Annotated in this window: 9 protein-coding genes, 1 pseudogene and 1 riboswitch; of the genes and pseudogenes, 3 read left to right on the plus strand and 7 right to left on the minus strand. The window is 42.3% G+C overall.

Annotation, left to right across the window (positions count from 1 at the left end; genetic code table 11):
• Window positions 1–115: 115 nt before the first annotated feature.
• Window positions 116–191: riboswitch (cyclic di-GMP riboswitch) on the minus strand.
• 193 nt (window positions 192–384) lie between these two features.
• The 7 genes and pseudogenes from I2D69_RS08070 to I2D69_RS08100 form a co-directional block, all read right to left on the minus strand.
• Entirely contained in the window at window positions 385–1,992 is a 1,608-nt protein-coding gene (locus I2D69_RS08070) for a DNA mismatch repair protein MutS (protein WP_195379708.1), read from the minus strand.
• Between the two features lie 123 nt (window positions 1,993–2,115).
• Window positions 2,116–2,562: a hypothetical protein gene (locus tag I2D69_RS20045; RefSeq protein WP_237925831.1), complete on the minus strand. Its 447-nt coding sequence runs from the start codon at window positions 2,560–2,562 to the stop codon at window positions 2,116–2,118.
• A gap of 471 nt (window positions 2,563–3,033) precedes the next feature.
• Window positions 3,034–3,223: pseudogene (locus tag I2D69_RS08080) on the minus strand (recombinase TnpX); the annotation flags it as partial.
• 143 nt (window positions 3,224–3,366) lie between these two features.
• The gene (locus I2D69_RS08085) at window positions 3,367–4,791 is read right to left on the minus strand and encodes an alpha-L-fucosidase (RefSeq protein WP_195379709.1); all 1,425 of its coding nucleotides are present in this window, start codon (window positions 4,789–4,791) and stop codon (window positions 3,367–3,369) included.
• A gap of 16 nt (window positions 4,792–4,807) precedes the next feature.
• On the minus strand, window positions 4,808–5,635 hold the full coding sequence (locus I2D69_RS08090) for a carbohydrate ABC transporter permease (protein ID WP_118578099.1): 828 nt from the start codon (window positions 5,633–5,635) through the stop codon (window positions 4,808–4,810).
• Between the two features lie 11 nt (window positions 5,636–5,646).
• Window positions 5,647–6,528 (minus strand): sugar ABC transporter permease, encoded by an 882-nt coding sequence (locus I2D69_RS08095; protein WP_148462043.1) that lies wholly within the window; start codon window positions 6,526–6,528, stop codon window positions 5,647–5,649.
• Between the two features lie 151 nt (window positions 6,529–6,679).
• Complete coding sequence (locus I2D69_RS08100; RefSeq protein WP_118578097.1) at window positions 6,680–8,026, minus strand: carbohydrate ABC transporter substrate-binding protein; 1,347 nt, start codon at window positions 8,024–8,026, stop codon at window positions 6,680–6,682.
• A 274-nt stretch (window positions 8,027–8,300) separates the two neighbouring features.
• On the opposite strand from I2D69_RS08100, the gene I2D69_RS08105 reads away from it, so the two are divergent.
• The 3 genes from I2D69_RS08105 (at window position 8,301) to I2D69_RS08115 (ending at window position 13,767) form a co-directional block, all read left to right on the plus strand.
• Window positions 8,301–10,070, plus strand: a complete 1,770-nt coding sequence (locus tag I2D69_RS08105) for a sensor histidine kinase (RefSeq protein WP_195379710.1) — start codon at window positions 8,301–8,303, stop codon at window positions 10,068–10,070.
• 112 nt (window positions 10,071–10,182) lie between these two features.
• Complete coding sequence (locus I2D69_RS08110; protein ID WP_148462040.1) at window positions 10,183–11,361, plus strand: response regulator; 1,179 nt, start codon at window positions 10,183–10,185, stop codon at window positions 11,359–11,361.
• A gap of 27 nt (window positions 11,362–11,388) precedes the next feature.
• On the plus strand, window positions 11,389–13,767 hold the full coding sequence (locus I2D69_RS08115) for a glycoside hydrolase family 95 protein (RefSeq protein ID WP_195379711.1): 2,379 nt from the start codon (window positions 11,389–11,391) through the stop codon (window positions 13,765–13,767).
• The last annotated feature ends 19 nt before the right edge of the window (window positions 13,768–13,786 follow it).

Consider the following 13,786-nt stretch of genomic DNA (forward strand, 5'->3'; position numbering starts at 1 on the left):
CCTAACTATCCTTCTCGTATTTTTCATATCTGATTCCCTGCCATAAAATTATTATTGTTACGTCTATGAAATAACACCGTAAAAAAACACTGTCTCACAGACAGTGCACCTCAGTTCATGCAACTGGCTACCATTTTACAGGCCCTGTAGCTTTGCGTCACAGACTTTCGTCTGTTTTGCCGATTTTCTTATTATAGCTTTTAAAATTATGCAAAAACCTATTTTATTATACTCCATTGCTCTACTTTACACAAGAAAAACCTCACCGCTTTAACACTTAAAAATTTAAAAAAAGAACAGCCGATACATATACTCGAACTGTTCTCCTTCTTCCGAAGTCCACGCAGCATTGACATTACTGTTTCCAGACATGATCTGCTGCATTTATAAGGCATCCCAGATTCCTTTATTTTCAAAATTAAATGCCGCATTTCGTGCATCCTCTACAATTTCCTTGTCATAACCTAACATATCCAAAAGCTGAATCGCATTTCGGGATGTGGCTCTTCCCTTTTTCAGGATATAGGAAAATACCACCTCTTTTTCCTGTACGTCTTCCTCAAAATGATAGTTTTCATACTGGGAATCCAAAATGTACGACAGTTCTATGTCATGAGTAGCTGCAAAAGGCAGCACCCATTTTTGCCGAAGTGCATTTAAAATTCTGGATGAAGCAGCAATCCTCTCAACCGTATTTGTACCTCGAAGCACTTCATCAATAATACATAAAAGTGGCTCCCTTTTCTTACTTTCTTCCAATATTCGTTTCAACGACTTGATTTCTACAATAAAATAGCTCTCTCCACTCTCTATATCATCCCGCAATGCCATAGATGTCATAACTTTCAAAAACGATGCCTGGTAGGATGAACAAGTACAGGTAACAAGCGTCTGGGCAAGAATACTGTTCATTGCAACATTTTTTAGGAATGTAGATTTTCCGGATGCGTTAGAACCGGTTACCAAAGTTCCTCCGGCTACTTGAAAGCTATTGGCAACTGCCTCCTGAAGCAGTGGGTGATACAGATCTTCTACAGCCATTTCAATCTGCGTGACACCACTTTCCCAGCTTTTAAACTCAGGTTTGCACCAAAGCGTAAGAAGTTCCCGAAAAGATGCAATGGAAATACACGCATCCAGTTCTCCAATATTATCAATAAGCTTCAAAATAGAGTCCGTTTTGTCCTGAATTTTTTTCAAAAGACCGTTATAAACCAGAATGTCTATATGAGTCAGCATTCTGATATAGTCCATAAGAATCTGTGCCGGATCTCCTCCATCTGTATTTTTACTGGTCAAAAAAATTGCTTTCCGGTTAAGACCCTTAAACACCGCTCTGGCTTCTGCAATAGCAGACATCTGCTTTCTTGTTTCTGACCATTGCACATTCTTTATTTTTTCTGCAACAGATAACATTCGAAGCAAGTGTGCATAACAATCCAGGTAAGCTTCAATTAATTTTCGGTCATTGCCTGCATAATAAATTGTAATATTTGTTATCATTAAGACTATGAAGCAAAAAAAGCCAACTACTGGCTTCACAGGTAAAAGCACTGCAACATTCAACACCAGCAGTATCAACATAAACCAATGGATTCCTGTTTTTACCTCAGAAGAACTTTTAAGAGCCAATACCGTATCCGACAAAGAACCTAATCTCGTTTTTCCAATCTGCGACAGGAGCAGCTGCATATGCTCCCGTTCTTTTTCATGTTGGAAAAAAAAATCTATCAACTCATCTCTTTTGTCTATTTCAGCCTGAGAAAATACCGGTCTTCGCATCATATCATAAAGCACATCTTCCCCAGGAGAAGAAATCGTCTGATTTACCATCTTATAAAGGCGATCCATATCCAGATCATTCCAGGTAATATCATCTATTGCGAAACCTTCTTTTTCTCTTCGTCTAAAATAATGGGAAATCTGCTCAATGTCACCAGGCTCATATTGTCTGGTATACGGCTTCCCCCAGTTTCTTCGAATTTTAGTCAAGATACGCTTTTTATTTTTATAATTTTCATATATAATCCATAAAACAAATAGCAAAAGGCATACTGCTATTGTCAAGATTACTGATACATATGGATTCATTCCGCTTTCACCTCTTTTATGTAATCAATTCAATAGAATTGTATTTTTTAGTTCTCTTGCCGCAGCTCCCATAGGATGCTGGCTGTCATACACCAGGCAGATCTGGCGCTCCGGAATTTCATCTTTTAATGGAATCTGTACGATCTCTTTTTTCAAAAGGGAAGGTGCGGCCATTGGCTGGGGCAAAAAGGCAAACTTATCTTTTTTCTCTGTATAACAAATTTTTATCCATTCATCATCTGCATCTATAATCTTGCAGGATAATTCAGTTTTTTCCGCAAAACTAAAAATGAACTCTGATCTGATAATACATTGTTTTCCTACAAGATCATTAATCAGCTTTGACATATATGCCACTCCTCTCTGCTTTTTCTCCAATCGTTTTACTTTCGTTTCCAAACGCTTTACTTTTCCCGGATACGCTGAATAACAAAGTAGCAGCAACAATGCTACAATCCCAAACCATTCCATCTCTTTCTCCTTACAGCATTTTCATATTCTACAAGTCGTAAAACTTTATAATTGCTCTTCAGCTTCCATCCACATCAATACTTTTTACAATGCGGACAATGCCATGCACGTTGTTCTGCTGGATATGGCAAAATAATAACAATCTTTCTGAAAAAAATCCTTTTATACCTGTTTTCTTTATTCCGTATCAGCCGTAAATTCATATGAGTGTAATCCACCTTGTGCAGGTCCTTCTACCTTGAAATCATATCACACTCTCCGTCATATTTCCATTTCAATTTACTTTCAAATCACTCCTGTCATATTTCCTGTCGGCTTGCTTCTGTAACCAGCATCCGGTTGATTTTCTCCTGCATTGCTGCAATCATCTCTGACATTTCCATGATTCAATATCCCCCAAAAGCAGGTTAGCCTCTTCTCTTTGAATCTTTGCTACATTCTGTGCAAGTTTTTACCAGATAGACGGCTTTACCTCTCCTTAAAATGCTTTCTGGTTTTGAAGTTTACTGTATGACCAAGATACTCTCTTTTCTTCAGAATCCCTGCTACTGTGGAAGATTCTCTGTACAACTGCTGCCGCTTCTTCATCACTGACCCATATATTCGAATCATCCTTATCTTTAAGATAACCATACGGTATTGTACTTGCCACATGCTTCCCTCTTAAGGTAGAAACTACCACCCCTCCCCTGTATATCGCTTAAGAGGAAAATACCCTTTAGGATGATTTCTACTCCTAAAGGGTATTTTTATAAATAATTATTTATTTAATTTATGAAATAATATAAAACAATACTTAACCGCTCAGGTATTTTCCGGATAAATCCCAATAAACGTTAGAAGCGGAAGTACACGGAAATCATGTAAAACAATTTTCATTTCCCTGGCTTTTTTCCCCTTAACAGGAATGATCTTCTGATAGCCAATTACCGTTCCTGTGTAAATACTGTTCCATATTTCCCCTTCTTTAACAAATACCTCATATTTTTCTACTCTCTGGCTATAGCAGACAGCCTCTTTTAATACCAGATACCCCAAATTGTATGAGTCGTCCAGGCAAATCGTTATCTCTACTGGCAGCTCACTGCTTTCAGGCTGATACCATGCTTCCAAAGTATCCTCTGTCAAATTAGAAGCCGGATGCGCCGGATCTTCATTTTCCGAAAAAACATGTGCTGTACTCATTAAATTATGAGCAAAAGATTTCTTTTTCCAGTTTCCAAATTCTTCCAGACGTTTAACATCATTTTTATGAAGAAGTCCGTTTGGCATAGGTGGAATGTTTAACAAAAAGGTTGCATTTCCTCCAACAGCCCCAATATAGATATGAACCAGCTCTTCCAGACTTTTCACCTGATCATCTTCTTCTGGATGATAAAACCATCCAGGTCTTATAGAAGTATTTACTTCTGCCGGATACCAGATCAGATCCGTTTCACCTTCAAGCGCTTTTCTGCTTCCAAGATCTTCCATATCACTGGTAATCCGGCGCATTCTGAATTCCTCATCATCGGTCTGCTGGCTTCTTTCCTGTACACTCTCTGCAAGTGCTGTACGCGCAGGAACAACACTCCACTCAGATTTTCTTACATCGCCAGCTTCATTTCCACACCATCGGATATCTGGCCCGCAGACACAGATACATGCGTCTGGCTGATATTTTCGAACACATTCGTAATAGCGATTCCAGTCGTAGACCTGTTTTTTCCCATTAGGTCCTTCCCCACATGCACCATCCAGCCAGACACTGAAGATTTCCCCGTATCTGGTAAGAAGCTCTGTAAGCTGGGACAGGTAGTAATCGTCATACTCTTTTCCCATTCCATAGCAGGGCTGGTTTCGATCCCATGGAGAAAGATAAATTCCAAATTTCAGTCCATGGCGGCGGCATGCTTCGGACACTTCCCGGACCACATCTCCCCTGCCATTTTTCCACGGGCTTGCTGCAACGCTGTGACTGGTATATCTGGTAGGCCACAGGCAGAAGCCGTCATGGTGCTTACAGGTAAGAATTACGCCTTTCATGCCGGCATTTTGTGCTGCAGTCACCCACTGGTCTGCGTCAAACTCTGTAGGATTAAAAATTTGTGGATTTTCCGTTCCATCTCCCCATTCCCGATTGGTATACGTATTCATTCCAAAATGAAAAAACGCATAAAACTCTGTTGCCTGATAGGCAATCTGGCGGCAGGAGGGAACTATTTTTATTAATTCCTGATCAGTTGGCATATGATTTCTCCTTTTTTCATCCCTTCAACCCGCCTGCACCGATTCCCTGAAGCAGATATCTCTGTCCAATGAGATAGATAATAATTGTTGGGATCATAACGATTACAAGTCCGGCAAACAGGGCGCCCCAGTCTGTAGCATATTTCTGCACCTCAAACAAGTTTGCCATACCGATGGGAAGGGTTTTCTTTGCATCTTCCGTAAGAAGAACAAGTGCCAGTGGATATTCATTCCAGAAGCCCATGGCACTTAACATCGTAATGGTCGCAATCCCGGGTTTTGCAAGAGGCACCATAACTCTTAATAACAGCTGGATATTAGTAGCACCGTCAATTCTTGCAGACTCCTCATAATCCCTTGGTACCGCAGACATAAATCCCTGTAAGGTAAAAATACAGAAAGGAAACTGCATAACTGCATAAACAAGACATAATACCGGCAGGTTATTTAATCCGTTCACAGCCTGTAATTCTAGAAACAAAGGAATCATAATGTAAGTAGCCTGCAGAAAAATACAAGCCATGTAGACCGTAGAAATCAGCCTGCTGCCCACAAAACGGTATCTTGCCAGTACATAAGAGATGGGAATGACCAAAAGCAGAAGCAATACAGTGGAAAGCACTGTCACAAATATGGAATTTCCAAAATAAGCGGCAATATTTGCTTTCTGCCATGCTGCCACAAAATTATCCAGATTCAAAGCTGCGGGCAATGCATAAGGATCTGTCAGATATTCTGCATTTGTCTTAAACGCAGACATCAGGTTCCAGAAAAGCGGATACAAAAAGATAACGGTAAACAGAATCATCAGGATCCTGATACACCAGGTTCTTACAGTTTTCATCAGTCTCCCTCCTATTCTTTTTCAGATGATATTTTTTTAGAAATCATTGCAAGGACGATTGCAAGGCCAAGGGTAAACATGGCGATTGCCATGGCATATCCAAAGTTGGCATTTCTCATACCCTGGGTGTACATATACTGCAACAGGACACTGGATGCGCCGTTTGGTCCACCACCTGTCATAACATTGGACAGGGTAAAACTTAAGTTGATAGTACCAGACAGGGAAAGTATATAGGTCGTTCCAATTGATCTGCGTAGCAGCGGAATGGTGATCTTAAAGAACTTCTGCACTCCTGTTGCGCCGTCAATGGAAGCAGCTTCATAAACCTCCTGGGAAATCCCATCAATGGAAGCCACATGCATGACCATGTAATAACCAATGGCCTGCCACACCAAGGCTGCACCGATACACCAGAGAGCCGTTTTTCCCTCTCCAAGCCATGCGTGTTTCCAGGTGGAGAGATGGAACAGATCAAGCATATGATTCAGAATTCCTCTTGTGGGATTAAACACAAAGGACCACACAATACCAACTACAGTCATGGAAACAATACTTGGGAAAAAGAATACGGTCCGGTAAAATGACTTTTCCTTAAGCTGTCCCTGAGTAAGGATAAATGCAAATACAAGACTTAGAAATATGGTCACAGCCGGGATTACCAGCATCAGCTTAAGAGTATTAAACAGTGCCTGAAGAAAATCCTTATCCTGGAACATATACCTGTAATTATCCAAAAATACAAATTTGCTGTTAAAGCCTACGCTAAGTGCAGTGGAACTGGTAAAAGACAGATAAATGGCATTTACCATAGGGACAATCATAAAAACAATGGTTAAGATCAATGCAGGAAGCGTACACAGGGCTATAAATAATCTGGGCTTTTTTACCACGCTTGCTCACCTCTTTAAATTTAAATATTGAAAAATGTGGATGACATCACCGATTGGCAATCTATCTGTTCAGGGTTACAAAAGGCTGCCGCATACACTGTGCAGCAGCCTTTCCATGCTTTACCGTTTTTATCCGGCTGGCATATGAAGTTTAGTTGGCAGCTTCCATATCAGCACGAACCTGTGCGAAAGCAGCTTCCACGTTCTGTGCCCACTCTTCTACTGTCATTTCATCGTTCATAACAGAAGTGATCGGATTGAAGATCTCATCTTTCGGGTTGATCTTGCAGTCAGCCGGAACTGCTGCAAAGCTCATGATCAAGGAAGAAGCATTTGCCTCTTCGTAGATTCCGTACATATTATAGATTGCAGTAGACAGCTTATCTTTTGCTACTTCACGGGCACTCTTGGTAGCATAGAGGGCACCGGAAGCCTCTGCAAATGCAGATACGGATTCATCGCTGTACAGGAAACGAAGGAATTCTTTTGCAAGCTCCGGATTCTTTGCAGCAGCCGGAATGGAGAACTGCTCACAGCTGTCGAATACATAATGCACATCATCTGCGTTCTCAGTTGGGATCGGGGCCATTGCAAACTCAAAGCCTTCTTCTCTTGGAGCATCCTGCATCTCATTTTCCATCCAGGTTCCGTTCGTGATAAATGCAGCTTTTCCAAGCATCATCTCTGTCTGGGACTCTGTATGGTTCATACCTACAGTACCCTCTAACAGATAACCTTTCTCTGCAATTTCTTTGATATGGGTAAGAGCCTTTAACACACCTTCGTTGTTGAAGGAACCTTCCTCATAATTGGCAATCTTGGTAAGAGCTTCCTCACCGCACTCATTTGCAATTGCCGGCCAGAGCATTTCTTCCATGTATCCCGGATAAATTCCCTGATAGGTGAAAAGCGCACGTCCGTCAATATCCTTTAAGGTATCGCCAAGTGTGAAAAACTCGTCCCATGTTTTTGGAACTTCCAGATTGTTCTCATCGAAAAAGGTCTTGTTGTAGATCAGACCCTGCGGACCACTGTTAAATGGTGCCAGATAAATTTCATCGTCTCCGTATGGTGCACACTTTGTACTGGAAAGAATTCCGTCTGTAATGTCATCGCGAAGAGTACCGGTTCCAGCATAGTTTTCTCCGTCAAATACATCGTCCAGATTTAAAAGTGCATGTTCTTTAATCAAAGAAAGAATTACGCCGTCCTCACCACCATCGTTGAGACAGATAAAATCCGGCGCGTTTCCGGCTACGATCTGTGGACGGATAATATCACCAATAGTCGGGCTGATCGTCATATTTACCTTCACGCCCTCATGGCTTGCTTCAAAAAGCTCTACCATCTGATTCCAGTAAGCATCTCCGTATCCACCCTGGAAAATGGCAATGTTCAGTTCCTGTTCTTCTGCTTCCGCAAATGTTGTGAGCGGAGAAAGTACAGTAGCTGCGCTCATGGCAAGAATCATTGCGGATGCTGCAAATCTTTTTTTCATATGGTGTTTCCTCCTTCTGGTTGGCTGTTTTATTACGTTTGCCTGATGATGCTATTATATTGCAAAAATCTTTTGTCGTAAATCGACAAAACAATTCTCGTTATGGAGCATTTTCTTATAAATAATATCCTATATGGATTTTCTTGCGGCATATATGTATTATTTTTTCATCTTTTGCTTTTACATAGATTATTCTGTTTTTTTCCTGTATAATGAATGAAAATAATAATATTTTGACAGATACCCGTCATGGCCAGTAACAGGAGGAGCCTCCATGGAAAAAAAATATCATTTTCAGGGATTTCGTAAATTCAGCATCAAAACAAGACTTGTAATTGCCCTTCTGATGATTTCTATTATACCATTGGTAGGAATCAGCGGCTATTCTTTTCATATATTTTCCGCGGCACTTCAGGAGAAGCTTTCTGCATCTATTTCCCAGACCCTGTCCATGATCAATCTGAATATGGTAAGTGAGATTGAGAAATACCAGTATCTGTGTGGTTCCATCTGTATTAGTGAAGAGATCAAAAAAGGTCTTCTGAAAAAAGACATGACAGATATGGAGAAGAATCAGGCGATGCTTGAGATTCAAAGCATGATCCGCAATAAAATCATCTATCCTGCCCAGGCAAAAAATATTACTGTCTATGATACCGATGGAAATATTTTTTATGATCTGGGCTATGACGGGTTCTATCAGGAAGATGTGGACCGGATCCTGTCGCAGCTTGAGGAGCAGGACCAGGATGTGTGGGCTTATGCACATACTTACCGTGACAGAAATATTCTGGTTCTTGGAAGAAGGATTTACGAGCATTATTCCAAAAGCCGGGTAATCGGATACACTCTGATTTCTATTGAAGAAAAAATCTTTTCCAAGACGGTACTGGAGCCTGTGGGACTGTCAGATTCTTCCAATATTATGTATATGAATCTGGATGGAACGGTGCTCTCTTCCTGGAACCGAAGTATAGCCCTGGGGGAGAAAACGGATGAGGAGCTTCTGAAAAAAATCCAGGAAAGGCTTCCAAAGAAAACCGATTCCTTTAGTATCCATGAGAATGGGGAGGAACAGCTGGTGACCTATATTTTTAATAAAAATCTGAATCAGCTGTTTGTATATACCATGCCTTACCACTATATCAATTCAGAAGTTTATGCCATGCTGAAACAGATTCTTGTAGTGGTAATGTTTCTGGTTTTACTGTGCATCGGAATTGTAGCCATGGTATATCAGGGAATTATGTCTCCTATTAAAAGAATGCTGGAATTCTGCCATGAGGTTTCCGAAGGAAAATTATCTGTGCGTATTCAGGACAAGCATAAGGATGAACTCTCTCGGCTTTCTGGAAGCATGGATCATATGGCAGATACCATTGAACATCTGATGGACCAGCAGAAGACTCAGGAAAAGAAAAAAAGAGAGCTGGAGCTGCAGATGCTTCAGTATCAGCTGAATCCTCATTTCCTTTTCAATACTCTGAACAGCCTTCGGTTTGTGGCTGCCATGCATAAGGATCAGATTGTAAGTGACGGAATCCAGGCGCTAAGCAGTCTTTTACAGAATACTCTTACCAATAAGAATGAATATATTACGATTCAGGAGGAACTGGAAAATCTTGAAAATTATTTTTCCATTCTTAGGATCCGGTATGCAGGAAGCTTTGAATATTCTTTCCATGTGGAGGAGGATGAGCTGCTCTCCTGCCTGGTTCCAAAGCTGATTCTGCAGCCTCTGGCAGAAAACTCGGTGATGCACGGTTCGTCAGATAATGGCACGGTGATGGAGATTCAGATTACCTGCTGGCGGGAAAATGAGGATGTAATTATCGAACTGTCTGATGACGGCAAAGGCTTTGAGGTAACAGATGACGCCCTGGCACCTCACCCGGAACGGAAAAGAATTGGCGTCGCCAATGTAAATGACCGGATCCAGCTGAATTTCGGACGAAAATACGGGCTGAAAATTAACAGCCAGCCGGGAAAAGGAACTACTTGTACCCTGACCCTGCCGGAGCTTTATGCGGACACGCTTTCATAAAATACACAACTGGAGCCTGTTTGAAAAATTATTCCCGCAATCTCCCACAAATTGTGACGCACATCTTGCAGAAAGCCTTTTTCAAACACGCTCTGGTCAGAAAGGACGATACATGTACAGTATACTGATTGTGGATGATGAGCCCATTGTAAAAATTGCGCTTCGTTCCATCCTGCCCTGGGAGGAGCATGGCTTTTCTATTTGCGGAACAGCATCAAATGGACTTGAGGCTCTGTCTTTGATCGAACAGCATCATCCGGATGTGATCATCACAGACCTGAAAATGCCTAAGATGGACGGGCTGGAGCTGATTCGGACTTTAAAGGAAAAGAATTGTCCGGGAGAAATTCTGGTGCTTAGCAATTACGAGGATTTTGATTCTGTGCGAAGTGCACTGCTGCTTGGTGCGGCAGATTATTTGCTGAAAATTAAGATCCAGCCAGATACCCTTCTTGCCTGTCTGAATAAAACGGTAGAAAAATTAAAGGACAGAGCGCCCAGGCATTGGGAAACTGAAAAAAAGGATCAGGAAGAGAATATATCAAAGCTGCTGCTGGAATTTTTCCAGAAGGATGTAAAGCTTTCAGATTTTATGGGACAGCATGCTAAAACCAGACTTGCATTTATGGAAGACTCCTGTGCCGTCTGCTATGTAACCTTTGAGAAGTTTTTATCTAATGAAGCATTTTCCATCTCCGGGAATCTTCTGCGGGATATGATCCTGGATGCGGTTCAAGGAGTGTTGCAACCCTATATTCTGGTGCTGAACGATTATAGTGCACTGGTTGTTTTTTCCCAGACGGAGCTGTCCGACAGTGAAATTAAGGTGGAACAGTTGGTAAAAAAGCTATACAATCGTTTTACCATGTACCAGTCCTTTGCACCGGATATGCCCTATCAGGAGATGCTGAAAAATTACGAAGAAGCGCGAAGTGTGTTCCGGGAATTTTCCTCTAATGAGGGACACTATAAAACTGATGTTGCGAAGACCCTGGAGTACATGGAGAAAAATTACATGTACAGGCTGACCTTGTCTTCTATTTCTGCAAACGTAAATTTAAGCTCCAGTTATCTGTGCAGGATTTTTAAATCTGAGGTTGGCACAAGCATTACCAACTATCTGAATAATTTGCGGATACGCAAGGCTGCAACCTTGATCAAGGAGAATACCATGTCCATGAAAGAGATTTCTTCCATGGTAGGAATTGATGATCAGCTTTATTTCAGCAGGCTGTTTAAGAAATGCATGGGAATTTCGCCATCAGAATATGGAAAGAAGTATCATCAGTAGGCAAATCATAATGAAAGGAATAAATATATGGAATTGTATTTTAAAAATCCGGCAAAATGCTGGCTGGAGGGATTTCCACTGGGAAATGGACGAATGGGAGCGGTTATTCACGGAGCTTTGGATCATGAGGTGTTACAGTTAAATGAAGACACCTTATGGTCAGGCTCCCCTTACAGCGGACAGACCGGACTTTCCCCTGAAGTAGTGAAGCAGGCCAGGGAGCTTGCAAAAGCAGGGAAATATGAAGAAGCAAAACAGGTTATGGAAAAGAAGCTGGAAGAAGCTGAGGATGTACAGGTTTATCTGCCCTTTGGAGATCTGCTTCTGGATTTTGTGGAGGATAATTATGGTGCTGATGGAGATACAGTTGCAGGTGCTTCGCCAGATTCAGATACAGCTGTGACAGATTATGAGAGACATTTGGATTTAGACAGGGCTGTGGCGTCTGAGTGCTATGTGAGAAATGGAGCTAAGTTTACACGTACCTGCTTTATCAGCGCACCGGCTCAAGGACTTGTGTATCAGATTAATAGCAGCCGGCCATTTTCTATTTTGGTCCACTGTGACGGAGCCTTTATCCGTGAGAAAGATTATAAGGAAAATCATTTCACGCTTACCGGAATCTGTCCGGGAAGAAGCGGACTGAAGGTTATTAAGGAAAATAAACCGGAAGAGTTCCTTTTCCCGGACGAACCAGAGCTTCAGGGTGTACACTTTATAGGAGAAGGGTGCGTAACTGCAGAAGGTGGAAAGGCTACTGGATCTGCTGATGGAATTCTATTGGAGCATGTAACTGGGGTGGAAATCCGTATGGCAATCCGTACCAGCTTCCGGGGATTTGACAAAGCATATACGGAGCAGTATTCCGATGTCCAAATTCGTCATATGCTTGCTGCCGATTTAGAGAAACTTTCAAGACCATTTGAAGAGCTGCTGGACGAGCATGTAGAGGAATACAGGTCTTTTTATGGAAGAACTTCATTGAGACTGTGGGATGATGTACCGAAGATTTCTGCTGAAACTTCTCAGTATGATCTGCGGGAGCGTCTTGCCGCATTTCATGAGGGTGCATCTGACCCGGAGCTTTATGCAATCCTGTTTGCTTTCGGAAAATATTTGCTCATCTCCTCTTCCAGGCCAGGGACCCAGGCTGCCAATCTGCAGGGAATCTGGAGCAATGATATTATTCCACCATGGTTCAGTGATTTCACCGTAAATATCAATACCGAAATGAATTACTGGATGACAGGACCCCTGAATCTTGCCCAAATGCAGGAACCGCTGGTAAATCTTTGCAAAGCGCTGGTAAAAAACGGACAGAAAACCGCCAGAGAACTGCTTAACTGTGAGGGAACTGCCTGCTTTCACAACACGGATATCTGGGGTAAAACCTCTCCTGCAACAGGAAAGGCGGTGTGGGCGTTCTGGCCATTTGGGGAGGCATGGCTCTGCCGTAATCTGTTCGACCAGTACTTATTTACAGAAGATAAAGAGTATTTGAAGGAAATTATGCCTATACTGGAGGAAAATGTGCGATTCTGTCTTGCTCAGCTTCAGGAAACAGATCAGGGACTTGCCATCTGTCCCGCTACCTCACCGGAAAATCTGTTTTATGAGGATTGTTCCGTGGCAGAATACAGTGAAAATACTCTTGCCATTGCAAGAAATCTGTTTCGGGATTATGTGAAGGGCTGTGAAGTGCTTGGCTTGCAGAATCAGATAATGTGTGATGTACTGGAAGCGTTGGAGCGCATGGTACCTACTTCTGTTGGAAGCAAGGGACAGATTCTGGAATGGAATCAGGAATTTCCAGAGCAGGATGTGCATCATCGCCATGTTTCTCATCTTTATGAGCTTCATCCTGGCTGCGGCATTACTCCACAGACGCCTGAATTGTATAAAGCAGTGAGAAAAAGTCTTGAACTTCGAGGGGATGAGGGAACCGGATGGAGTCTGGCTTGGAAGGTTCTGATGTGGGCCCGTATGGAGGATGGCGCTCATGTGGAGAAAATTATGAAAAACCTGTTTTATGTAGTAGATCCAATGGAAGAAATGGGAATACGAAGAGGTGGTATCTATCCCAATTTATTTTGTGCACACCCACCGTTCCAGATTGACGGAAACTTAGGTTACAGTGCTGCTGTTGCCGAGATCCTGGTTCAAAGCCAGGGCGAAGAGCTTGTCCTTCTCCCTGCGCTCCCACCCTCCTGGAGAAACGGGGAAGCCACGGGATTCATTGCCCGCGGAAACATCCGCGTGGATCTTAAATGGGAGGGGAAGAATGTCACCTACACCTTAATTCCTGCTCATGACACCACTATACGTCTCCGCGTTGGAAGAGGGGCCGTGAGAGGCTATTCACTGCGTGGGGGTGTGGCGTACGAAGGAAATGGGATGCTAAGCTGAGGAAGAACTTTGTGAGAGC

The organism is Ruminococcus sp. D54t1_190329_F1, assembly GCF_015551645.1.
Classification (GTDB): Bacteria; Bacillota; Clostridia; order Lachnospirales; family Lachnospiraceae; genus Blautia_A; species Blautia_A faecis.